This window comes from Chryseobacterium mulctrae (genome assembly GCF_006175945.1).
Classification (GTDB): domain Bacteria; phylum Bacteroidota; class Bacteroidia; order Flavobacteriales; family Weeksellaceae; genus Chryseobacterium; species Chryseobacterium mulctrae.
The window spans coordinates 3,629,237-3,653,535 of the sequence record NZ_VAJL01000001.1 but is presented as its reverse complement, the minus strand read 5'-3'; the positions used below and the strand labels follow the sequence as shown (position 1 = coordinate 3,653,535).

Here is a 24,299-nt window from a genome sequence, read left to right as displayed (position 1 = left end):
TTTATATATTTAAATGATCAGAAGAAATTCTGGTCTTTTTTTGTAATATTAAGCTAATTATTTTATTAATAAATTAGCATCAAAATTTTTATCAATGAAGAACTACTTTTCAATGTTGTTGATGTTTTTGTTTTTTGTGGGAACAGCGCAAAACACACCGCCAAAAGACACGTATGTAAAAGACAATTACACCAAGCAGGAATTTTATATTCCAATGCGTGATGGTACAAAATTATTTACAGCAGTTTACATTCCGAAAGATATTTCAAATAAGAATAAATATCCTTTTTTGATGCAGAGAACCTGCTATAATATTGCGCCTTATGGTGAAAATGAATACAAACAGAGAATTGGCCCAAATCAGTTTTTGATGAAAGACAAATATATTTTTGTGTATCAGGATGTTCGCGGAAGATATATGAGTGAAGGGATCTTCACGAATATGACTCCACAGGTTGAGAGAAAAACCAAGAAAGATGTTGACGAAAGTACAGATACCTACGACACGGTAGAATATTTGGTTAAAAATATCAAAAACAACAACGGAAAAGTCGGTCAGTTCGGAACTTCATATCCCGGATTTTACACTGCGGTAGGTACTTTGGCGCAACATCCGGCTTTGGTGGCATCTTCTCCGCAAGCTCCGATCTCAGATTTCTGGAACGACGATTTTATGCACAATGGAAGATTTATGTTGGGTTATTTTAAAACATTTCCTGTTTTTGGAGTTCAGAAAACGAAAGCAGAAAACAAAGCCTGGTACACCGATTCTATGATTAAAGCCACTTCTGAAGACGGTTTAAAATTCTACAGAGACATGGGAACTTTGAAAGATGGTTATGAAAAATACTACAAAAATAATTTCTTCATGACCGAAATTATGTTTCATCCCAATTTTGATGAATTTTGGCAGAAAAGAAATCTTTTGCCACATCTTAAAAACATCAATCATGCAGTAATGACCGTTGGTGGATGGTTTGATGCAGAAGATCTTTCAGGACCTTTAAATATTTACAAAACCATTGAAAAGACAAGCCCGAAAGCCAAAAATACTATCGCGATGGGACCATTTTCTCACGGAGGTTGGGGACGCGAAGAAGGAAAACATTTTCATAATCAGATTTATTTCGGTGACAGCATCGCAACGTATTATCAGAAAAATGTTGAAACGAAATTTTTCAATCATTATCTGAAAGGTGATTCTAAAAAAGATGCAGGATTGCCTGAAGCTTTAATGTACGATACCGGAGCAAAACAATGGAGAGAATTTGCAACGTATCCTCCAAAAGAAGCTAAAAAAGTTAACTTTTATTTAGCCAACGGAACTTTAAAAAATACTGCCCAACAAGGGTTTTCAGAATATTACAGTGACCCAAACAACCCAGTTTTAAGTTCTGATAATCTGAAAGATTTTAACGGATTTACGCCAAGAAATTATATGTCGGAAGATCAAAGATTCGCTGTCGGAAGACCCGATGTTTTGACTTTCACCACCGATGTTTTAACAGAAGACATGACTTTCGCAGGAGAAATTTTGGCTAAATTAAATATCGCTTCAACTTCCACCGATGCCGATTTTGCAGTGAAATTGATCGATGTTTATCCTGAAGACTTTAAACCTACTGAAAAGAAAGACGGCGTAATCTACGGAAATTATCATCAAATGGTAAGAAGTGAGATTATGCCTGCAAGATTCAGAAACTCCAGAGAAAAAGGAGAAGCTTTGGTTGCTAATCAGAAAACTGTCGTGAATTTCAGATTGCAGGATGTTGTTCATACTTTTAAGAAAGGGCATAAAATACAGATACAAATCAGCTCGACTTGGTTTCCTCTTTTTGCGATCAACCCGCAGAAATTTTTAGACAATCCTAATTTTGCAACGAAAGAAGATTATACTAAAGCTTTTATAAAAATCTTTGAAGACTCGGCAATTGAGGTTGAGGTTTTAAAATAAATAAGGAAGCTGTTCGATTTGAACAGCTTTTTTTGTTTTAATTCTCTCGCAGATTTTGCAGATAACGCAGATTTTTTAATACAATCATCTGCAAAATTTGCTTAATCTGCGAGAGAAAAATTCTACATCACATTTGTCATTCCGTAGGAATCTAAGCCTTATTTTTAAGTTTAATTTTTAATAAATGAGTCTAGATTCCTACGGAATGACAAACTTTACATTATAAACTTGCGTTAAAAAAAGTTCATTCCTCAATAGTTCTAAAAGTCAAATTTACTCTAGGAGTTTTTACTTTTGTCGTTGGTGGAAGTCGATGCAGCCAGTTTTCCTGCGTTATTCCTTTCATCACCAATAAACTTCCGTTCTGCAACGAAATATCAATTCTTTCTTTGGAAATCTTATGTTTAAAAGAAAACTTTCTTTCTGCTCCGAAAGTTAGAGAAGCAATTTCTCCGTGTTTTTTCAAATCTTTTTCGCCGTCGCTGTGATACGCCATTCCTTCGCTTCCGTCGTGGTATAAATTCAGAAGACATGAATTGTAAGTTTCTCCTGAAACTTCTTCGCATTTTTGTTTTAATTGCAGTAATTCAAGACTCCAGAGTTTTGCATATTTTGTTCGGTTTGAGTAAGTATATTCAAATGCTTTTTCACCAAACCAGGCAACTTTTCTCTTGGTATAGATTAGTTTTCCAAAGATGACCGCCTCGTCATTTTCCCAAGGTATTTGGTTGAATAAATATTGATAATATTTTTCGCATTCTTCATCAGAAAAAATCTTTCCATAATATTCTGTGACACCGTCTTTGGGAAGGATATTGATGGGAAAATCTTGAATTTCGTCGAACAAATTATTCATGATTAAACTAAAATTAATTACTATTATAAACACTTAGTTTGTCATTCCGGAGAAATCTAAGCAATATTATTATTTCAACTGTTGAGCTTCCTACAGAATCATAATGTTCAAGTAAATTTTATTATTGAAAATAGATTTTGGCTAAAGCCAATTTGATTATTCTATATTTTAAATGGGCTAAAGCCCGTTTCTATTGAAGAAAAACAATAATTTATAATAAATAAAATGATTGTGATTATTTGTGAAAATATTTTTGTTCATTGTGTTTAAAACAAATCATCAGAATAAACCTTCGCACTTTCCCAGCCAATTATCAGTTGTTTTCTATCACTTCCCCACATATAGCCGCCAATTTTCCCTGAAGATTGTATGACACGGTGACAAGGAATTAAAAATGCTACAGGATTACTTCCAATCGCAGTTCCTACTGCTCGTGAAGCTTTGGGATTTCCAATTTTATCGGCTAAATTCCCATAGGTTGATAATTTTCCCATTGGAATAGTCAGTAAACTTTCCCAGACTTTAAGCTGAAAATCGGTTCCTTTTAGATGTAATTTAATCGTATTAAGCTTTGACCAGTCTTGATTGAAAATTGACAAAGCATTTTGCTGAAGATCGTCCTTTCTCTCAAAAAAAGATGCATTGGGAAATCTACTTTGTAGATCTCTCAATGCATTTTTTTTATCTTCTTCGAAAGCCATATAACAGATCCCTTTTTCGGTGGAAGCTGTGATGATTTTTCCAAACGGGCTTTCAGAGAAGCTATAATTGATATTTAAATTTTTTCCGCCATTCTTATATTCTGCAGGCGACATTCCTTCAATTTTCACAAACAAATCATGCAATCTGCTTGTACTCGAAAGTCCGGTCTCTAATGCTGCATCAAATAACGTGGCTTTTTCTTCTTTCAGTAAACTTTTTGCATGCTCAAGACTGATGAACTGCAAAAATTTTTTCGGACTTGTTCCTGCCCAATCTGTAAATATTCTCTGAAAATGTGCCGGACTCAGATTTACTTTTTCAGCAACCTCATCCAAATTTGGCTGAAGCTTAAAATTACTCTGAATAAATTCTATCGCTTTGGCAATTCTCTGATAATCTATTTCGTCTTGTGTGAACATTTCATTTGTTTTGTATCACAAATTTCCAAAGAAAAACTGAAAGAAAAAATCCGTTTCCTGCGAAATTTTAGTCTTTGTTGATGTGATAGTACGCCAACATTTTATAATACAATTTTGCTGCTAAGAATGCACTTGGTTTTGAATAGGCAGAATCCATTAATTCAACAATATCAAAAGCAACAACGTTACATTTTTCGAAAACTTTTCTTAATAATTCCAATGTTGGATACCACTGTAAACCGCCTGGTTCAGGAGTTCCTGTTGAAGGTGCAATTGACGGATCAAAAGCATCCAAATCAATCGTAATATAAACGTTTCCTGAAACTTTTTCTAAAACATCATTTACCCAGTTTTCGTTGTTGGCAATTTCGTGAGCGAAAAATACTCTTCCTTCCGGTAAATATTCAACTTCCTCAACATCCATAGAACGGATTCCAACCTGAACCAAATTATGCTTTTGATTCGCTTCAAAAACCGCACAAGCGTGATTGGAAGTAGACCCATGGAATTCCGGACGTAAATCTGTGTGAGCATCTAATTGTAAAACCGTAAGATTTTCAAATTTTTCACCAACTGCACGAATTGAACCAATAGAAACTGAATGTTCTCCACCAAAAAGGGTAAACAATTTATCTGTTGCCAAAAGCTCTTTTGTTTTCTGATAAACTGCTTCCGTCATTGCTTCAGGTGTAGAATTTTCAGAAACTTCTCCAGCTAAATAAACTCCTTCAAGATAAGGTTCTGTACCTGTTTCGATGTCGTAAAGCTCCATGTTTTCAGAAGCATCAAGGAATAATTCCGGGCCTTTGTCTGCACCTTTTCCCCAAGTTGAAGTTCCATCATAAGGAACGGTTACCAAAACTACTTTTGAATTTTCTAATGAAGCATTTTCTTCAGGAATTCCTGCGTATGTTTTCATAATTTATAATTAAAAAATTAAATGATTTAAAGATTAAAATATTTGCGGCAAAGATAAGAAGAAGTTAGGAGAAAGCTGGAAGTTGGATGATGGAAGCCGGAAGTTTTTACTATTATAAATTAAATATTCAGATTTCAACTTCCTTCATCCAGCTTTAGGCTTCCACCCAAATTCCCTACCTTTGTAAGAAATTCAAAAATATGTCCTTAAAAGCTGTGCTTTTCGATATGGATGGGGTAATTGTTGATACAGAACCGCTGCACAGAAAAGCTTATTTTAAAACATTCAACCAGCTAGAAATTGAAGTTTCAGAAGATTTGTATACTTCTTTTACCGGCACTTCTACCAAAAGAGTTTGCGAAACTTTGATTTCTGAGTTTAATTTAGCTCACACTCACGAAGATATCACCAATATTAAAAGAACTCATTTTAAAGATTATTTTTACAATGATGCCGACTTTGATCTGATTCCCGGAGTGAGAAAATTAATTGAGCATTATTATGAAAATAACGTAAAATTAATTGTTGCTTCATCAGCAAGTATGACGACCATTAATATGGTTTTTGATAAATTTGGTTTGGAAAAATACTTCAGTGGGAAAATCAGTGGTGCCGATTTAAAAGAATCAAAACCTCATCCTGAAATTTTCCAGCTTGCTGCAAAAATGGCCAACGAACCGATTGAAAACTGCATGGTCATTGAAGATTCCACCAACGGAATTTTGGCAGCGCACCGAGCCAATATTTTTTGTGCGGCTTATAAAAGCTTCCATTCTCACAATCAGGATTATAGTTTAGCAAATGTTGTGATTTCAGATTATTCGGAAATCGAAGTTGATAAAATTTCTAAACATTTTTAAAATATAAAAGCTCTCCGAATTGGAGAGCTTTTATATTTTATTTTTCAAGAAAATATTTTTATCCCATACAATTCTGATATTCAATATTTTGACATGCAACTACTACCACAACAAAAGACAGTATAACAATGAGAAAAAATATGATTGGTAATTTTTTTAATGACTGGGTTTTCTTTTGAAGCCTAAAATTAATCCATATTATTATTGATGAATAAATACCCAAAAATGTAATCAGTGGACTATACATCATCTCAAGATTACTTCTCGGATTAGACCATCCACCTGTAGCTTCCAGTATAATAGGATATTCAACAATTTTATACACTAAAAAGATTAAATTGATTAGAAAAAATACTAACATAATCTTATAAAATCTCACATACTTTTTAATGCTTTGAAAAGATTCTAACAAGATGGCGTAGGAAATAAGAATACAAATGATAAGAACTTCAAAACTCTCAATAGCAACAAAATTTGGAAGTTTTGTGTCCGAACAATATCCTTCGTATCCATAGTAAGATCTCATTCCAAAAAATGATATAATACCGGTACTTAAATACCCTAAAATAAAAGTAAGTATGATGAATGTTATTCCTATCGTTTTCCTCAGTTTCATTTTTTTTTTAAACAAATATAAAGATGTCTACATATTTTAAAGAACAAAAATTCATCATCTTATGAATTTTAAATGCGAAAAGCTCCCAAATATTTGAGAGCTTTTTACAATAAGTTTTGGCTGAAGCCATTTGAATTTTCTTCTATATTAAACAGGCTAAAGCCCGTTTCTATTGATATCCTAATAATTTCAAAATATCTTCAGGTTCCTGTCTTTCTCTAAAGATCTCATACTGGAATTCTCCATTTTCATCTTTCTGGATCAGGATATGTCTTGGTTGCGGCATCAAACAGTGATGAACTCCACCATAACCACCAATTGTTTCCTGATATGCTCCTGTGTGGAAAAAACCAATATACAAAGGTTTCGTATCACTGAAAACAGGCAGATAAATAGCGTTGGTATGCTGTTCAGAGTTATAATAATCATCAGAATCACAGGTCAATCCACCTAAGAAAACTCTTTCGTAAGAATCTTCCCAACGGTTTAACGGCAACATGATAAAGTGTCTTGAAATCGCCCAAGTATCAGGAAGCGTGGTCATAAAAGATGAATCGATCATATTCCATTTTTCTCTGTCGTTCTGACGTTTTTGAGAAATAATTTTATACAAATTGGCACCGCTTTCTCCTACCGTAAAACTTCCGAATTCAGTATAAATATTTGGCTCTTCTACTCCTTCCTCTTCACAGAATTTTTTAATCTGCGAAACGATCTCTTCTACCATATATTGGTAATCGTAATCGAAATTTAAAGAAGTTTTGATTGGAAAACCACCACCAATATTTAATGAATTTACTTCCGGAGCAATTTTCTTCAAACGTGCATAAACACGAAGACATTTGTACAATTCATTCCAATAATAAGCCGTGTCTTTGATCCCGGTATTAATGAAAAAGTGAAGCATCTTCAGTCTTGCATTCGGATGTTCTGCAATTTTTTGGCTGTAGTAAGGAATGATATCTTTATATCCGATCCCTAATCTTGAGGTATAAAATTCGAACTTCGGTTCTTCCTCAGAAGCAATTCTGATTCCGATATCGAAAGTCGTGTCGATACTTTCTGTTAACTTATCAAGTTCTCTGTAGTTATCTAAAATAGGAGTAATATTTTCAAAACCACTATTAATCATATCTGAAATTTTCGCCAGATAATCATCCGTTTTGAAACCATTACAAATCACTTCAATGTTTTTATCAACTTTACCTTCTGTATAAAGCGATTTCACAATATCCATGTCGTAAGCTGAAGAAGTTTCGATAGAAATATCGTTTTTCAAAGCTTCTTCAATCACAAATTTGAAATGGCTGGATTTTGTACAGTAACAGTATCTGTAGTTTTTTTTGTAATCGATTTTCTCAAAAGCTTCCTTAAACCAGCCTTTTGCTTTCTGAATATTTTGAGAAATCTTCGGGAGGTAACTTACCTTAAGAGGCGTTCCAAACTTCTCAACAACATCCATCAAAGGAATGTCGTGAAAAGACAAATTGTTTTCAGAAACATTGAATTCTTCCGTTGGAAAATACAATGTCTGATCAATAAGTTCCGAGTATTTTATTTTCATTTTCTAATGAGTAAATTAAGAATGCAAAATTGCTAAAAAAGTTTGATTTTTTAACGTTAAATTTATTATAAATTTATGCAGTTTTTCGACTAAAAAATTAGTCTTTAATCAATACGTGAACTTAAGAATATATTCGTTTCTTTTATTTTCAGAAATTCCCAAATTTTGATGAATATAAATATCAATTGAACCGTATTTCTTATCAATTTCAGAAAAAGCAGTCTTTAAATAATTCTTCTCTACCCAACTTAATTTTTCGATAACATTCAAATCCATTTTTGGAAACAAAAAATGCAGATTATTCGCAAGATGAAGCCTTTTTTGAACTAATTGTTTACGATAATTGTTTGAAAGAAGGTAATCATTATAAATCGTTGTTCTATCAAATTTTAAAATAGTCAAAATCAACGCTGTTATTATTCCGGTTCTGTCTTTTCCTGCCGTACAATGATATAAAACAGGAGTTTCCGAATCTAAAATCTCATGAATAATTTCCTTAATGATTTCTGGATTTTCTGTGACATAATTTTTATAAAAATCCAGCATCCTTTGATCTGCATCTGAACCTTTAACTTTTCCTTTTAAAACAAGCTTTTTCGCCTGATTCAACTGATCGCCTTCATCTTCAAATGCAGAATAATTTTTATAAATAAAAGTATCGGAAAGTTGATCGGGTTTTTGCGAAATTTCTTTCGAATTTCGAAGATCAATAACCTCTTTAATTCCTAAATTCTCAAATGTTTTGAATGATTTTTTCTTAAGCTTATAAAGATGTCCACTTCTATAAAACTTTCCTTCTTTTAAAATTCTACCATCAGTATTTTTAATATTTCCAACTGTTCTGAAATTGGTTACTTTCTTAATTTCAAATTGATTGTCAGTTTTTGAAATTCCGTATTCTGGTGCAGAAAAAGTTTGTGTCTTACAGGAAAAAACACAGGAACTAATAATAACTAGAAATGATATTTTTATTAATTGTTTCAATATATTTCAGGATATTCTATTTCATTAATTCCAATAAAAAATAAAAGATCTCCAGATTCATATTCAATAGAAATCTCATCATCAACAGCAAAGTTACGTGTCCCAATTCTTGACATCATGCTTAAACTATCATTTGTTAATGGCCAATTCAATCCTTTTGTTGTAATATTTTCAGCTGAAGGAAACGGATACAGAGAAATCATTTTGTTTTTAACATTTTTCAGAGTGAAATTTTTCGGAATAAAATAATATTCAGAAAACTCGTCATAAAACTTTATGTTTAAATTATTCTTAAATGAATAAGCGACTGTAAGATTCCCTAAAAAATGATCCTGCTCTCCTCCACTTCCTCCTAAAACATAAACATTTTGAAACCCTTTTTCTAAAATAATTTCTAAAGCTTTATGAAAATCTGTTTTCTCCTGATCCAGTGTAAGAATAAATTTATCCTGATACACATTTTCGTCTGACCCAATATGAGAATCAAAATCCCCGGAAATAAAATCTAGTTTGTCTAAAGGAAAATTGAGTTCCTTCAAATAATGAAAAGCACCATCAGTACAGGCAATTAAATCATATTTTTCTAAATCAGGAAAAGATTTCGGCGCATCACCGTTGATGAAGAGAAGAGATTTACTCATTAACTTATTTTTATAATTGCTTGAATAAAAAAGCTGAATCACAGTGATGATTCAGCTTTATATTTTAAAATATTCTGTAAAATTAATTAAATATTGGCACTTGACAATTATTAACGTCTTTATCTCCAGATTTATATTGATATAGACCTATAACTGGCTGATAAACTAAATTACCATTTGAATCATAATAATATGGATTTATTTCCACATTTGTAATTTCATATTTTACGTTTGCAGCAAAATTCTCATTTGAAAACACATCACCAAATGCCGACATATTTGATCCTGCAGGAATTGTATATTGACCACTATGCCATACAAACCCGTAAGTATTATCGGTAATTTTATAAGAAACATATCTATCTCTGCTGTATATCTCTGAAGAAATAGCTCTGGCTTGATATCTTTTTTTAGTTGTTCGGCAAGGCTGTTCTGTAAATTCTAAATCAACCCATTCTGTAATATTAAGAGGAGGTCCCTTTTGAACAGCAGATTCTGTTTGAGAATTTGTCTCATTCAGCGAATACAATTCATCGTTTGGAGAGCAAGATAAAATCATTAAGCCCAATAAGGCTGTAAAAGTAAGTTTTTTCATGGTTAAAATTTGTTATTATTCGCTAAAATAGGAAATGTTTCCACAACTATACAATTATTAACAAATATTATTTCACCTAAAAAATTATCTTTCATTCGGATTCCAGTATTCTTCCGGTTCGTTGTTGATTTTTGAAATATATCTCGCCAAAACAAACAGATAATCAGAAAGACGGTTCAGATATTTGATCAATTCGGGACGCACTTCTTCAGATTCATTCAAGAAAACCAAAGAACGCTCTGCTCTACGGCAAATTGTACGAGCTGCATGTAAAAAAGTCGCAGATTTTCCTCCGCCCGGAAGAATAAAATATTGAAGTGGCTCTAATTTATCTTCAAAACCATCCATCCAATTTTCGAGTTCTTCAATTTCTGTATCAGAAATAATCAGGGGAAGACGGGATTTTCCGTTGGCTAACATCAGTTTATCAACCGGAGTTGCAGCTTCTGAACCTACCGTAAACAAATCAAACTGAATTTTTTTTAACTGTTTCAAAACTTCTTCATCAGTGATATGACTTTTTGAAATTCCAATAAAAGAATTCAATTCGTCAATATTTCCGTAGCTGTCAACTCTTGCGCTGGCTTTTGAAACTCTCGTTCCGCCATATAAAGCGGTCTGTCCTTTATCTCCCGTTTTAGTGTATATTTTCATAAGTAATTTTCGTTGTTATTAAAACCATGCGTAATCATGGTGATTTCAAAAGACTAAATTACTTTTTTAAAATTATGTTGACAAATGTTTTGGAGTAAGTTTAAAACGATGTTGTTTGCAGGAAGCTTTTACGGATATAAACCTTTATTAAATCTTGTGAATCCATTTAAATTGTGATGATAAAATAAGTTCGATTTCGATATTTTTTATTTAATTTTAAATCACCAATTACAAATAATAATTATGCAAACCAATCAACAGTTAAGCGACTTAATGGCGCTCGATTTAGGAATCAACCTAATCAACAGAAGACCTTACGCAAAAGAAGTTTTTAAATGGCAGGATATCGAGCTTCTTCCCCATTCGTCAACTGACACATTACTTTGTGAAATCTACGAGTGGAACGGTAGAAACTGGCGCACAACAAACAATAATCTTATTGGTTATTTATTTTCGGGTGAACAATTGAATACGGTAAAAAATCAATTATTAAATACTCCAAAACATACAGCATTAATCCCTGATTTTGAATTTACCAAAGACAGCATGATCGAATATGGTTTATCATTACCGTCTTTATTTAATATTGGAATTAACGGAAACATCAACAGTGCAAAAAATTTTTCCATCCGTGTAAATGGAGTTACAAAATCCAGAATTACCAATATCGATTCCCCCGGAATTGAAATTTTGAAAAGCTTTTCAGAATTTACACAGTCAAAATCTAAAACTTATAGAAAGAATATTAAGTTTAATTATCTGAGTATCTCTTTATTGTATGCTGAAAGTGTAGAAATTTTTCTTGAAAAAGAATCTGGAGTTGGTTTAGATGTTAATTTTCAGACAACCAATGTGAATGTAGAAGCAAAAGTGGATACCGATACCAAAAAACATTTTGTTTTAAAATATTCCGGAAATCAGGCTCCTTTTGCTGCAAAGTTTGTGAAAGGAAAAAACTTTGATGTGGAATAAGCTTTTTTTAGTTATGAGTTAAAAATTATGAATTATGAGTTGATCGAAACCGAAGATTTCTTTGAGACCAACTCATAATTCATAACTTATCATTTTAAACTTTTATTTGTTTAAGATCATTGCAGCTTCTTTTGCAGCATAAGTGAAAATCATGTCTGCTCCTGCTCTTTTGAAGCAAGTTAAGCTTTCAATAATTGCTTTGTCATTATCAAGCCACCCGTTTTGAGCAGCAGCTTTTAACATTGCGTATTCTCCGCTTACATTATAAACAGCAATCGGCAAATCAATTGCTTCACGCACTTTTGAGACAATATCTAAATACGGGAGACCTGGTTTGATCATAATAATATCGGCACCTTCTTCCACATCTTTGAAAACTTCATTTAATGCTTCACGCGAATTGTGAAAATCCATCTGATACGTTTTTTTATCTTTCGGAATTTCCATATTGTCTTTTGGAGCACTGTCTAAAGCACTTCTGAACGGCCCGTAAAAAGAACTTGCATATTTTGCAGCATAACTTAGAATTCCAACATCATGAAAACCGCTTTCTTCTAAAGCCTCACGAATTGCCAAAACTCTGCCATCCATCATGTCACTCGGTGCCACAATGTCAGCTCCGGCTTCAGCATGTGACACAGCCATTTTTGCCAATGCATCATTGGTTGCATCATTGATGATTTTTCCGTTTTCTATAATTCCGTCGTGACCGTAAATTGAATAAGGATCTAAGGCTACATCGGGCATAATCACCATTTCAGGCACTGCATCTTTAATTGCTTTGATGCTGTTTTGCATTAAGCCATCTTTATTCCATGCTTCTTTTCCGGTGTTATCTTTTAAGTCATCTGAAACTTTCATATAAAGGTTAACCGCCTTTACGCCTAAAGAAAATAATTCTTTACATTCTTTTACCGTAAGATCGATGCTTCGCCTGAAAATTCCGGGCATTGAAGCGATCGCTTCTTCTTTGTTCTCGCCCTCCATTACGAAAATAGGCATTACAAAATCGTTCACTGAAAGACTGCATTCTCTTACCAAACCTCTCATCGATTCATTCACTCTTAGTCTTCTGTTTCTAGAATATATCATCTTTGGAATACTTTTTGAATAATTTATTGCAAATTTAATATAAGTTCTACAAAAAACTATTGCAGATGATTATAGAATTTATTATTTTTGTTAGTAATATTTAAGCAAAATATATAGTTGATGAAAAAACTTTTACCTTTATTTATATTTATTGGCGCTACTATTGGGTTTTCTGATAATTTGAAAGCACAAATAAAAGAGCCGACTTCCACTAATCAGAAATCTGATGACGGTGTGCTTACAGCATATCCGAATCCTGCAAAAGATTTTTTGATGGTGAAGGCGAAAGATTCTTCATTGAAAATTAAAAATGTTTCTTTTTATTCTATATTGGGAACTCAGGTTGCGAGTTACAATATCAACAGCAACAATGCTGAGATTAATATTCAGAAACTGAAACCCGGAAAATATCTTATCAGGTATATTCTAAGCGACAATACACAAAAAGTTACTCAAATAGTAAAGCAATAATATTCAAAATCCTGATAATCATCAGGATTTTTTCTTTTAGCACATTTTTTTTCAATTATTCCGTAACTTTCGGGATATTTCATAACTAATTGTAAAAACAATTTTAATGCTAAAAGCTGAACAAATTACTAAAACCTACAATGCCGGAAAAAAAACCGCATTAGACGATTTTAGCATACACGTTCCGAAAGGAAGTATTTACGGTCTTCTAGGACCAAACGGAGCAGGAAAAACTTCTTTCATCCGAATTATCAATCAGATTACACAAGCCGATTCTGGGAACGTTTTCATTAACGGAGAAAAACTGAATCCGAATCATATTAAAGACATCGGTTATATGCCGGAAGAACGCGGTCTTTATAAAAACATGAGCGTTGGAGATCAGATTCTTTACTTCGGAGAACTGAAGGGAATGACAAAAAATGATGCTCTGAACGAAGCAAAAAAATGGTTTGATAAACTTAATATCGATCAATGGTGGAAGAAAAAACTCTCTGAACTTTCAAAAGGAATGGCTCAGAAAATACAGTTCGTTGTAACCGTTCTTCACAGACCCCATCTTTTAATTTTGGATGAACCGTTTTCAGGTTTTGATCCGGTGAATGCGAATTTAATTAAAGATCAGATTATCGAGCTTAAAAATAACGGAACTACAATTATCCTTTCTACCCACAGAATGGAAAGTGTGGAAGAAATGTGTGATTATGTTGCATTGATCAATAATTCTAAAAAAATAATCGACGGAAGAGTTTTTGATGTCCGCGAAAAATTCAAGAAAAATATTTTTGGAGTTACTTTATCTGAAGTCAACGATGACCAGTTTGATCAGTTTAAAAACAAATATGGAATTTTCAACATGACCCATGAAAACAATCTGGTTTCTTTTGATTTGAAAAATGAAGCAGATCAGAACAATATCCTTTTAGATCTGGTTAATGTAGGAAAAGTAAGATCTTTCGACGAAAGAATTCCGAGCATGAATGAAGTATTTATCAATGCGGTAAGCAATCACTCTTAATTTTATGAACAATATTTTTTTAATTACAAAAAGGGAATTTCTTACGCAGGTTAAGAAAAAATCCTTCGTTATACTCACTTTACTGGCGCCGCTAATGATTATTGCTTTTGGAGCGGTTGTCGGAATGATGTTTAAAGCCAATCAGTCTCACAATGTGATTGAAGTGGTCGATAACAGCGGGCTTTTTAAAGGACAACTGAAGTCTGATGAAAAAATCAATTATGTATTTATTCCTTCTGCTGAAGAGCAATCTAAACTTAACAACTTAAAAGGTAATGAAACTCTGGACGGGATTTTAATTCTTCCGGCTTTATCAGAAAATAATTTTGATGATTTAGAGAAAAGCACACGATTGGTTGTAAACACCAAAATAGGTTTTGATACTAAACAACAAATTATTTCAGACATTACGAATGTCATTAAAAAAGAGAAAATAAAACAACTTGGAATTCAGGAAGCGCAACTTGCTGATCTTGATAAAAGTTTCACTTTAAAAACCATCAACGTTTCTGAAGATAATAAAGAAGATTCAGATTTGGCATTTGGCGTAAAAAGCGCTTTAAGCATGGTTTTGATGTATGTAACATTTATGTTTATCATCATTTATGGAGTTCGTGTAATGCGAAGTGTTTTGGAGGAAAAAAACAATCGTGTTGTAGAAATCATCATATCTTCAGTAAAACCTTTTGAATTGATGATGGGAAAGATTTTGGGAGTTACCATGGTTGCTTTAACGCAGTTTATTGTATGGATTATCATGTCTGTAGCTGGAGCTTTGGTTTTAAACACAGGATTTTCTTCACTTCAGAAAAACATTCCGGGAGGAAATGAAGAACTGATGAGCAAACTTGATATCGCACAAATCGCAACTCAGGTTTCTCACAGCTTATTAGAGCTAAATTTCCCATTGATTATTTTTGTATTTATCATATTTTTCCTTTTAGGATATATGTTTTATAGTTCTGTTTATGCTGCAATTGGTTCAGCTGTTGACAACGAAACGGAAACGCAGCAGTTTACTTTATTTGCCATTCTTCCACTTACATTAGGGATGTATGGAAGTATTTCTGTGATTAATAATCCTGACGGACCGGTTGGTTTCTGGATGTCGATTATTCCATTTACTTCGCCTGTTGCGATGGTTGCAAGAATTCCTTTCGGAGTTCCGGCTTGGCAGATTGCTTTGTCGATTGGTTTGCTTTTAGGAACAACTATTTTCATGATTTTCCTTGCCGGAAAAATTTATCGAGTAGGAATTTTGATGTATGGAAACAAGGCGACTTTGAAGGAGATCTGGAAGTGGATCAGAGGGTAAAAAATGAAAAATAAAATTCAATTACTGAGGGAGAAAAACAGACTTACTCAAAAGGAACTTTCTGAAAAAGCAGGTCTTTCGTTAAGAACCATCCAGAGAATTGAGGCAGGAAATATTCCTAAAGGTTTTACACTGAAAGCACTTGCTGAAAGTTTAAATACAACACCTGAAAATTTAATTGAAAAAGAAGATAAAAATATAGAAAGGGCAAAACTGATTAACAGTTCTGCCCTTTTGGGTTTAATTATTCCGTTTGGAGGAATAATTTTCCCGCTTATATTTACTTATAACACACAGGATGTTTACAACAAACAACTTGGAAGAAACATTGTTGCCCTTCAAATCATTCTTTCTGTAACAATGTCTTTATTTTTAATTGCAAGTCCGTTTCTTCAAAAAGGATTATCAGTTAAATTTCCTGTTTTCTTAATTGTATTGATTACTTTTTTATTCCTAAAATTAATTGCTATCATCATCAATGGAATTGCTTTAAACAAAAATAAAGATTTACATACAAGTCTGAAATTCAATTTCTTGTAAAATAAAAAATGAATTGACGTAAAATTGACGTATCGTTTTTATTGCAAAATTCAGTTTTAAAACGGAACCTTGCATAAAAATAATTTATGAAAATTTTAAAGAAAACAGTCTTAGCATTTTTACTCATCTTAACTCTTCTTTGTCTTGGATTTTATTTTTATTTCGACCAAAAATTCAGTCCCGAAGAAAATTATTTAACGGTAAAAAATGAAAGCGGAAAAGTGATCGTAAAATGGTTGGGTGAAAATAAAAATGTTATGCTTCTGCCTGTTCATCTTAAAAATGATTCTACCACTTATTTTATGCAGTTTGATACAGGTTCTCCCAATACTATATTTTATCAAAATTCATTAGCCATTTTTAAAAATAAAAACCAAATCAAAACTCAATTTACTGTCGGGAATACTGAAGTTTCTTCTGATCGGTTTAAAATAATTTCTATCAGCAAAAACAACGATAAAGACTCTATTAAAATTATCGGAACCATTGGAAGTGATGTTTTAGATCAGAAAAAAACTATTATTAATTTTAAAGAAAATTATGTCGTTTTTAATATATTAAAAGAGCCCAAAAGTTTCAGCAGCGCAAAGCTGGATTTCAAATTTAAAAAGAGAAAAATAATTATATCCGGTATTTTAAATGGCAAAAAAGAGGAGTTTTTATATGATTCAGGGACAAGTGCATATGAACTTTTGACCAATAAAAACGCTTGGCAAAAATTAAAATTACCAAATTCAAAACCTGTTGTAGAAAAAGCACAATCCTGGGAAAGAATACTTACAAGCTATACTGCAAAGTCTAATCAAATCATAAAATTTAAAAACAAAGAGCTTCTTTTACGTGAAGTAACCTACGTTGAAGGAATTTCACAGTCTCAATATATGCTGATGAAACTTTCTGGAATGACCGGAATGATAGGAAATAAAATCTTCCTTAAAAATTCTTTATATATTGACTGCAAAGAAGAAAAATTTTCAATTAACTAAGATTCATAGACATTGGTTAAAATCAAAAATCCCAGAATTTAATTCTGGGATTTTATTTTATTCAAAAAATTTTATTCAAAAATATAGCTTAAACTTACACTGAGAACCTGCTCAGATTTTTTTTTAGCAGTATTAGGATCTTTAGTAAAACTTTCAATAAGCTTTGGATAAGTATTTGAAATTCCTAAATCATATTTTATAGCTAATTCTAGTTGTCTTTTGTAGCTATATCCTATTCCTGCGCCAATTGCAAAGTTAAAACTATTTGCTTTACCACTAATCTGAGGATAATTCGGATCTGTTACATCAGGATCGTAATAAGGTCTCCCTACAGGAGCGTTTTTTACATTCTGACTAAGCAAAAAATTAAATCTAGGACCAATTAATCCAAAAAATTCTGATTCTGCTTCAGAAAAGTATCCTTTAAAATAGATAGGAACACTTAAATAGTTATTGGCATACATTGCATTATAACCATCTGCTCCTTTTGAATCTTTATTTTTCCCTGACTCTCCAGCTCCATAATATGTAACCTCAGGTTGCAGATAAAACTGATTTGCTCCACCCATCGGAATTAAAGCTAAAAGTCCGCCCTGAAAAGCAAATCTTGCTCCTGAAGGATTGTGCGCGTTTTTAACTCTGGAATAGTTTCCACCCGCAGTAAGACCAAATCTTGTACTTCTTAAATCGATTTGTGCGAACGATAAAAAAGAAAAGGTCAATGCAGATGTTAATAAAATTTTTTTCATATCATATTTTTTTAGCTTATCCTAGGATTTTTGCTACAGTAGCACCAATATCAGCAGGAGAATCTACAACGTTGATACCGTTTTCTCTCATGATTTCCATTTTTGCCTGAGCTGTATCTTCATCACCACCAACGATTGCACCAGCGTGACCCATTGTTCTTCCTTTAGGAGCAGTTTGTCCTGCGATGAAACCTACTACCGGCTTTGTAGAACCACTCGCTTTGTACCATCTTGCAGCTTCAGCCTCAAGACCACCACCGATTTCTCCGATCATTACAACTGCTTCAGTTTCTGGATCATTGATGAATAATTCTAACGCTTCTTTAGTTGTAGTTCCGATAATTGGGTCACCACCAATTCCGATTGCAGTAGAAATACCGTAACCTGCTCTTACAACCTGATCAGCAGCTTCATAAGTAAGAGTTCCTGACTTAGAAACGATCCCTACTTTACCTTTTTTAAAAACAAAACCTGGCATAATACCAATTTTAGCTTCTTCAGAAGTGATGATTCCAGGACAGTTTGGTCCGATCAATCTGCACTCTTTGTCCGCAATATAAGATTTTACTTTTACCATATCTGCAACAGGAATACCTTCTGTAATACAAACGATCACTTTAATACCCGCTTCAGCAGCTTCCATAATAGCATCTGCAGCGAATGCAGGTGGTACGAAAATAATACTTACGTTGGCTCCAGCTTTTGATACAGCATCAGCAACAGTGTTAAATACCGGCTTACCTAAGTGCTCACTTCCTCCTTTTCCTGGAGTAACCCCACCCACTACGTTTGTTCCGTATTCGATCATCTGACCTGCGTGGAAAGTACCTTCGTTACCTGTAAATCCTTGTACAATTACTTTAGAATCTTTGTTTACTAAAATTGACATTTTATTATTTATTTAATTTATTTATAATTTTATTAATGCTCACAAATTTACTTATTTTTCTTTGATTTTAGATAAAACCGAGCAATTTGTTTATTCAAGACTTCTCAATTTCACTTCTTTTTTAAGATAAGTTTTAAAATCTTCTGCAAACATTCCGATGTAAGTTCCTTTTTTAAGGTCTCTGTTGACACCGGTTTTGCCTAAAATTATAGAACCGCCTTCGATGGTATTTCCGGAAGCGATACCAACTTGTCCCCAAAGAGTTACCTCATCGCCAATAATACAACATCCTGCAACGCCAACTTGTGAAGCAATCAGGCATTTTTTACCGATTACGGTATCGTGACCAATCTGAATCTGATTATCTAAAACTGAACCTTCACCAATAATCGTAGAATCTGTAACTCCCCTATCAATGGTACAACTGTTCCCGATTTCTACATTATTTTCGATAATTACATTTCCTACAGAGATTAAACGGTCGAAATTTCCGTTGAGTTTCCTGTAATAAAATGCATCGCCGCCCAAAACAGTGTTCGATTGAATGACAACATTATCACCAATAACCGTTCTGTCGCCAATCACTACGTTTGGAAAAATTAAAGTGTTTTTTCCGATGGTAATATTGTTTCCTAAAACTGCTGAAGGGTGAATTTTTGTTCCTTCGCCAATTTCTACATCATGAAGCGTTTCGGTGAAGTTATAAATTCTTGTGAAATGCGTATTTATTTTGTTGAAATCTCTGAAAGGATCGTCTGAAACTAAAAGCGCTTTACCTTCCGGACATTCTACTTCTTTATCGATTAAGATAATGGTTGCTGCAGAGTTTATGGCTTTATCGTAGTATTTTGGGTGATTAACGAAAACAATTTCGCCAGATTTTACTCTGTGAATTTCGTTGGTTCCCAATACTTCAAAATCTTCAGAGCCAATGAATTTTGCTCCGATAAGATCTGCAATTGTTTTGAGTTTTTGTGGCTGATGAAACGTCATATTTTTAAATGATGTTTTTAAATTTTCAACCGTGTCAAAGTTTGAAACCTTGACACGGTTTTTAATGATCTTTTGAATTAATTTGGTCAAAATCTGATATTCTGACAAAATTTATTTTTCTGTTTACATTGCAGCCCGACCTGAGTGGAGCTCTTTTTGCGGAGCGAAGCGGAGGCAAAAAAGCGGGAACGGAGGGCGGAAATTGCTGCCATAAAAAAATGAAAGCTGAAAGTTATGATCTTCCAGCTTCATGATATTGTAAGATTCTTACTTTACTCTTTCCAAGTAAGAACCGTCTTCTGTGCTCACTTTGATTTTGTCACCCGGCTCGATGAACAAAGGAACCATTACTCTTGCTCCTGTCTCAACGATTGCGTTTTTCAAGGCATTGGTAGCAGTGTTTCCTTTCACACCCGGATCAGCTTCGATAACTTCTAAATAAACTGACTGTGGCAATTCAGCAGAAAGCGGAGTTTCGTCTGCCTCTTTCAAAATGATAGTAACTTCTTCACCTGCTTTCATCAGGTTTGAGTTTTCGATCATTTCTTTGTTTAAATATAGCTGAGAAAAATCTTCGTTATTCATAAAGTGGAAACCATTCTCGTCATCATAAAGATACTGGAATTTTCTCGTGATTACTTTTACTTCGTCGATTTTGTGACCTGCAGAAAAAGTGTTATCAAGAACTTTTCCGTTCGTTACAGATTTCATTTTTGTTCTTACGAAAGCCGGGCCTTTCCCTGGTTTTACGTGAAGAAACTCAATAATTTTGAAAATATCATTGCTGAATTCGATGCAAAGACCTTTTCTGATATCGTTACTTGTTGCCATTAATTTTTATATTATTTTCTTTATTTTGATTTGTAGACCTGAAGACTCAAAACTTTTCTCCCAAGCATATCCATTGCATCAACTCTCGGTTTATAAAATGTTCCTGCATCCGTAGGAGTTACAGAACGATTATTAATAACCGTATTGAAATTGATCGTGTTGATTAAAAGCTGGTCTAAATTTTTATTCACTTCTGATGAACTCTTTAGATCTGAATTTAAATTTGAAAAAGATTTTTTTGAATGGGTTAGAATAGAATTTACATTTTTTACCGCCAAAGAGTCATTATCTGAAGATAAATTTCTTTTTTGCTGAGCAAAAACAAATGTTGATAAAACTGTAAAAACCAAAACTAAAGTCTTCATTATTTCAAACTTAAAATTATTCTTTACTTGTTCCGTATCCTTTTACAATACCTCCCGGAGAGTTTTTGATGAATTCTAAAATCTCATCTCTTTCAGCCGTTGGAAGCATTTCTTTTTCGATGTAAACCAATGCCTGTGTAACATTCATTTTCATCTGAAAGATATATCTGTAAATTTTCTGAATTTCGAAAATCTTATCGTTGGTAAATCCTCTTCTTCTTAAACCTACAGAATTAATTCCAGCGTAAGAAATTGGCTCTCTTGCAACTTTAATGTAAGGCGGAATATCTTTTCTGATTAATGATCCTCCGGAAACCATCGTATGTTTCCCAATCTTACCGAATTGCTGAACCGCAGAAAGACCACCCATTACTGTAAAATCACCTATTTCAACATGACCTGCAATACCACAACCGTTTGCAATAATTACATTGTTCCCGATGATGCAATCGTGGGCTACGTGAGAAGTCGCCATTATCAGACAGTTATCTCCTACTTTGGTGTATCCTAAAGCTTTTGTTCCTTTATTTACTGTCACACATTCTCTCAAAGTAGTGTTATCTCCGATGATGGTCTGTGTGTCTTCTCCGTCAAACTTTAAATCCTGCGGAATTGCAGAAATTACCGTTCCCGGGAAAATTTTACAGTTTTTTCCGATTCTCGCACCATCCATGATGGTTACATTAGATCCTATCCATGTACCTTCACCAATCTCCACATCTGCAGCAATTGTTGTGAAAGGTTCTACTACTACATTTCTGCCAATTTTTGCACGTTTATCTACGGCCGCTAATTGATGAATCATTTAGTCAATTTTATTTTTTGCAACTTGAGCCATCAATTCTGCTTCTACTGCTACAGTATCACCAACATATCCGTAACCCTGCATGTGAACAATACCTCTTCTGATAGGCTCTATTAATTCAATTTTGAAAATCATTGTATCACCTGGTACAACTTTTCTCTTAAATTTCACTTTATCAATTTTAATGAAATAAGTTGAATAATTTTCAGGATCTGGAACGCTCGCCAAAACCAAGATACCTCCGGTTTGTGCCAAAGCTTCTACTTGTAAAACTCCAGGCATCACTGGTTCTTTAGGAAAATGTCCAACGAAGAAAGGTTCATTCATTGTAACATTTTTCAAACCAACCACATGAGAATCAGATAGTTCAAGAATCTTATCAATCAATAAGAAAGGAGGTCTGTGAGGCATCAACTTCATAATTCCGTTGATGTCGAAAACAGGCTCTTTTGTTAAATCAAACTCAGGAACGTTTTTCTTTTTCTGTAACTTCCACTGACGGTTTAGCTTTTTAGCAAACTGAGTATTTACAAAATGTCCAGGTTTATTGGCAATAACTTTTCCTTTAATTTTAACACCGGTTAAAGCTAAATCACCTATTACGTCTAATAATTTGTGTCTTGCAGCTTCGTTTGGATAGTTTAAAGTTAAATTATCTAAAATACCATTGGGTCTAATCGATACGTGATCTTTACCAAAAGCTTTTTTTAGTTTTTCTGTAGTTTCTACAGTAAGATCTTTGTCAACGTAAACAATAGCGTTAGAAATATCTCCGCCTTTGATTAAACCGTGATCAAGAAGCATTTCTAATTCATGCAAAAAGCTGAATGTTCTTGCAGAAGAAATTTCTTCTTTAAATTCTGAAATATTTTTAAGAGTAGCATTCTGAGTTCCTAAAACTTTGGTCCCAAAATCTACCATAGTAGTCACTTCGTAATGATCTGAAGGGATAATTGTAATTTCTGAACCTGTTGCCGGGTCGCTGTAGCTCAATACCTCTTTTACAACAAGATATTCTCTTGCAACAGCCTGCTCTACAATACCTACACTTTCGATTGCTTCAACAAAAAACTTCGAAGAACCATCTAAAATTGGAGGTTCTGAAGCATCCATTTCCATAACAGCATTGTCGATATCACAACCAACCAAAGCAGCTAAAAGATGTTCGCAGGTATTGATTTTAACGCCAAGTTTTTCCAAAGTAGTTCCTCTTTCTGTAGCCACCACGTAATTTACGTCTGCTTCTACATGAGGTCTTCCTTCAAGATCTGTTCGTACGAAAACAAAACCTGTATTTTCTTTTGCAGGTTTAATGGTCAATTTTACTTCTTTACCAGTATGAAGACCGATTCCAGAAAGAGTTACCTCTTCCTGAAGGGTTTTTTGCATATCACTCATTAGTATGATCTTTTGAGTTATTCTCAAGATTATTTATTCTTTTCGCAAGTTCAGGAAGGTTCCTGAAATGCACGTAGCTTCTAAGATAGTCATTATAGCTGATCGCTGGAGAACCATAAACGGTATCTTTATCATTAACGCTGGAGTTCACTCCACTTTGCGCCTGAATTTTCACCTGATTTCCTATTTTTATATGACCTACAATTCCAACCTGACCGCCAATTTGGTTCCAATCTCCAATCGTAGTAGAACCTGCAATTCCCGCTTGCGCAGCAATTACATTGTTTGCACCGATTTTTACGTTGTGTGCAATCTGAATCAAGTTATCGATTTTTGTGCCTTTCCCAATGGTTGTAGAGCCAATTGTAGCTCTGTCGATACTACAGTTAGAACCGATTTCCACGTTATCTTCAATAATAACATTTCCTAACTGAGGAATTTTTTGGAAACCTTCCGGAGTGGGTTGAAAACCAAATCCGTCACCACCGATAACGGTATTGGAATGTATCACACAATTATCACCAATAATGCAGTAATCATAGATTCTTGCACCACTGTCTATTTTACAGTTTTTACCAATCTTCACTCCTTTACCAATGTAGACTTGAGGAAAAATCTGTGTACCTTCACCAATTTTAGCCTTTTCTGAAACATAGGTAAATGTACCAATATAAACTCTATCTCCTATAACAGCCGTGTCGTGAATGGAAGAACCATCTTCAACACCTTCTTTTCTGCCCTGCATTTCCTGATACAGATTCATTAAAATCTGAAAAGAAAGATAAGCATCTTTTACAGCTATAATGGTAGGATTATATTGATCTTTATTGATAAGGGTCTCGGTAACAATAAGTACCGAACATTGCGAAGTCTCTAAGTGATGCGCAAAACGATCTTGTGCAACAAAAGAAAGATGGCCGGATTCTCCACTCTCAATAGGGGAAACTCCGGTAATAAGTGCGTTTTCGTCACCTATGATTTTTCCGTCAATAAAACTTGCAATTTGCGAAGCTGTAAATTCCATATTCTGCAAAGATAAGAAATTCTCTTATTCGCAAACATTTTTTAGTTTATGGAATATCGATTTTAATAATATTTAAGAAAATTAAGC

Annotated in this window: 26 protein-coding genes; 8 read left to right on the top strand and 18 right to left on the bottom strand. The window is 33.6% G+C overall.

Translation table 11 applies throughout. The features are described from left to right. The first annotated feature begins 94 nt into the window (after positions 1-94). Positions 95-1,954 carry a CocE/NonD family hydrolase gene (locus FDY99_RS16910; protein WP_139422955.1) on the top strand — a complete coding sequence of 620 codons (1,860 nt, stop codon included), beginning with the start codon at positions 95-97 and terminating at the stop codon, positions 1,952-1,954. Between the two features lie 244 nt (positions 1,955-2,198). On the opposite strand, the gene FDY99_RS16905 is transcribed toward FDY99_RS16910, so the two are convergent. From FDY99_RS16905 to speB, 3 genes are all read right to left on the bottom strand, one after another. Beyond that, on the bottom strand, positions 2,199-2,810 hold the full coding sequence (locus FDY99_RS16905) for an alpha-ketoglutarate-dependent dioxygenase AlkB family protein (RefSeq protein ID WP_139422954.1): 612 nt from the start codon (positions 2,808-2,810) through the stop codon (positions 2,199-2,201). 266 nt (positions 2,811-3,076) lie between these two features. Further along, positions 3,077-3,931 carry a bifunctional helix-turn-helix domain-containing protein/methylated-DNA--[protein]-cysteine S-methyltransferase gene (locus FDY99_RS16900; protein ID WP_139422953.1) on the bottom strand — a complete coding sequence of 285 codons (855 nt, stop codon included), beginning with the start codon at positions 3,929-3,931 and terminating at the stop codon, positions 3,077-3,079. A gap of 67 nt (positions 3,932-3,998) precedes the next feature. Then, the gene (gene speB, locus FDY99_RS16895; RefSeq protein WP_074229564.1) at positions 3,999-4,850 is read right to left on the bottom strand and encodes an agmatinase; all 852 of its coding nucleotides are present in this window, start codon (positions 4,848-4,850) and stop codon (positions 3,999-4,001) included. A gap of 200 nt (positions 4,851-5,050) precedes the next feature. Between speB and FDY99_RS16890 the strand changes: the two genes are divergently transcribed. Beyond that, entirely contained in the window at positions 5,051-5,710 is a 660-nt protein-coding gene (locus FDY99_RS16890; protein WP_139422952.1) for an HAD family hydrolase, read from the top strand. Between the two features lie 58 nt (positions 5,711-5,768). On the opposite strand, the gene FDY99_RS16885 is transcribed toward FDY99_RS16890, so the two are convergent. The 6 genes from FDY99_RS16885 to FDY99_RS16860 all read right to left on the bottom strand — a co-directional run bounded on the left by FDY99_RS16885 (position 5,769) and on the right by FDY99_RS16860 (position 10,764). After that, positions 5,769-6,236, bottom strand: coding sequence for a hypothetical protein (locus FDY99_RS16885; protein WP_139422951.1), 468 nt, complete (start codon positions 6,234-6,236; stop codon positions 5,769-5,771). A 259-nt stretch (positions 6,237-6,495) separates the two neighbouring features. Continuing rightward, complete coding sequence (locus tag FDY99_RS16880; RefSeq protein WP_074229566.1) at positions 6,496-7,890, bottom strand: type III PLP-dependent enzyme domain-containing protein; 1,395 nt, start codon at positions 7,888-7,890, stop codon at positions 6,496-6,498. Positions 7,891-7,998: 108 nt separating this feature from the next. Further along, on the bottom strand, positions 7,999-8,874 hold the full coding sequence (locus FDY99_RS16875) for a tyrosine-protein phosphatase (RefSeq protein ID WP_139422950.1): 876 nt from the start codon (positions 8,872-8,874) through the stop codon (positions 7,999-8,001). Then, positions 8,871-9,515: a thiamine diphosphokinase gene (locus tag FDY99_RS16870; RefSeq protein ID WP_139422949.1), complete on the bottom strand. Its 645-nt coding sequence runs from the start codon at positions 9,513-9,515 to the stop codon at positions 8,871-8,873. The genes FDY99_RS16875 and FDY99_RS16870 overlap by 4 nt, the downstream gene beginning before the upstream one ends. 82 nt (positions 9,516-9,597) lie before the next feature. Next, the gene (locus FDY99_RS16865; protein WP_139422948.1) at positions 9,598-10,110 is read right to left on the bottom strand and encodes a hypothetical protein; all 513 of its coding nucleotides are present in this window, start codon (positions 10,108-10,110) and stop codon (positions 9,598-9,600) included. An 84-nt stretch (positions 10,111-10,194) separates the two neighbouring features. Then, complete coding sequence (locus FDY99_RS16860; protein ID WP_066680818.1) at positions 10,195-10,764, bottom strand: cob(I)yrinic acid a,c-diamide adenosyltransferase; 570 nt, start codon at positions 10,762-10,764, stop codon at positions 10,195-10,197. 243 nt (positions 10,765-11,007) lie between these two features. On the opposite strand from FDY99_RS16860, the gene FDY99_RS16855 reads away from it, so the two are divergent. Beyond that, complete coding sequence (locus FDY99_RS16855) at positions 11,008-11,736, top strand: hypothetical protein (RefSeq protein ID WP_139422947.1); 729 nt, start codon at positions 11,008-11,010, stop codon at positions 11,734-11,736. Between the two features lie 102 nt (positions 11,737-11,838). Here the strand turns inward: FDY99_RS16855 and hemB are convergent, their stop codons facing one another. Next, complete coding sequence (hemB, locus tag FDY99_RS16850; protein WP_139422946.1) at positions 11,839-12,828, bottom strand: porphobilinogen synthase; 990 nt, start codon at positions 12,826-12,828, stop codon at positions 11,839-11,841. Positions 12,829-12,948: 120 nt separating this feature from the next. On the opposite strand from hemB, the gene FDY99_RS16845 reads away from it, so the two are divergent. The 5 genes from FDY99_RS16845 (at position 12,949) to FDY99_RS16825 (ending at position 17,158) form a co-directional block, all read left to right on the top strand. Next, complete coding sequence (locus FDY99_RS16845; protein WP_139422945.1) at positions 12,949-13,299, top strand: T9SS type A sorting domain-containing protein; 351 nt, start codon at positions 12,949-12,951, stop codon at positions 13,297-13,299. 106 nt (positions 13,300-13,405) lie between these two features. Then, on the top strand, positions 13,406-14,317 hold the full coding sequence (locus FDY99_RS16840; protein WP_139422944.1) for an ABC transporter ATP-binding protein: 912 nt from the start codon (positions 13,406-13,408) through the stop codon (positions 14,315-14,317). Between the two features lie 4 nt (positions 14,318-14,321). After that, positions 14,322-15,632 (top strand): ABC transporter permease, encoded by a 1,311-nt coding sequence (locus tag FDY99_RS16835; protein ID WP_139422943.1) that lies wholly within the window; start codon positions 14,322-14,324, stop codon positions 15,630-15,632. 3 nt (positions 15,633-15,635) lie between these two features. Continuing rightward, positions 15,636-16,172, top strand: coding sequence for a helix-turn-helix domain-containing protein (locus FDY99_RS16830; protein ID WP_139422942.1), 537 nt, complete (start codon positions 15,636-15,638; stop codon positions 16,170-16,172). An 86-nt stretch (positions 16,173-16,258) separates the two neighbouring features. Then, positions 16,259-17,158 (top strand): hypothetical protein, encoded by a 900-nt coding sequence (locus FDY99_RS16825; RefSeq protein WP_139422941.1) that lies wholly within the window; start codon positions 16,259-16,261, stop codon positions 17,156-17,158. A gap of 71 nt (positions 17,159-17,229) precedes the next feature. Here the strand turns inward: FDY99_RS16825 and FDY99_RS16820 are convergent, their stop codons facing one another. The 8 genes from FDY99_RS16820 to lpxD form a co-directional block, all read right to left on the bottom strand. Further along, positions 17,230-17,907, bottom strand: a complete 678-nt coding sequence (locus tag FDY99_RS16820) for a porin family protein (RefSeq protein WP_139422940.1) — start codon at positions 17,905-17,907, stop codon at positions 17,230-17,232. 16 nt (positions 17,908-17,923) lie between these two features. After that, on the bottom strand, positions 17,924-18,796 hold the full coding sequence (gene sucD / locus FDY99_RS16815; RefSeq protein ID WP_139422939.1) for a succinate--CoA ligase subunit alpha: 873 nt from the start codon (positions 18,794-18,796) through the stop codon (positions 17,924-17,926). A gap of 90 nt (positions 18,797-18,886) precedes the next feature. Next, complete coding sequence (locus FDY99_RS16810) at positions 18,887-19,789, bottom strand: LpxD N-terminal domain-containing protein (RefSeq protein WP_139423843.1); 903 nt, start codon at positions 19,787-19,789, stop codon at positions 18,887-18,889. 267 nt (positions 19,790-20,056) lie between these two features. Next, the gene (efp, locus tag FDY99_RS16805) at positions 20,057-20,620 is read right to left on the bottom strand and encodes an elongation factor P (RefSeq protein WP_066678330.1); all 564 of its coding nucleotides are present in this window, start codon (positions 20,618-20,620) and stop codon (positions 20,057-20,059) included. Positions 20,621-20,640: 20 nt separating this feature from the next. Further along, positions 20,641-20,985: a hypothetical protein gene (locus FDY99_RS16800; protein WP_139422938.1), complete on the bottom strand. Its 345-nt coding sequence runs from the start codon at positions 20,983-20,985 to the stop codon at positions 20,641-20,643. Positions 20,986-21,001: 16 nt separating this feature from the next. Further along, positions 21,002-21,790: an acyl-ACP--UDP-N-acetylglucosamine O-acyltransferase gene (gene lpxA / locus FDY99_RS16795; RefSeq protein ID WP_074231459.1), complete on the bottom strand. Its 789-nt coding sequence runs from the start codon at positions 21,788-21,790 to the stop codon at positions 21,002-21,004. Next, positions 21,791-23,188: a bifunctional UDP-3-O-[3-hydroxymyristoyl] N-acetylglucosamine deacetylase/3-hydroxyacyl-ACP dehydratase gene (locus FDY99_RS16790; protein ID WP_074231457.1), complete on the bottom strand. Its 1,398-nt coding sequence runs from the start codon at positions 23,186-23,188 to the stop codon at positions 21,791-21,793. Beyond that, a complete protein-coding gene (gene lpxD / locus FDY99_RS16785) occupies positions 23,181-24,212 on the bottom strand; it encodes a UDP-3-O-(3-hydroxymyristoyl)glucosamine N-acyltransferase (protein ID WP_074231455.1) in 1,032 nt (343 codons plus the stop codon). Before lpxD ends, FDY99_RS16790 begins: the two co-directional genes overlap by 8 nt. Positions 24,213-24,299 lie beyond the last annotated feature (87 nt).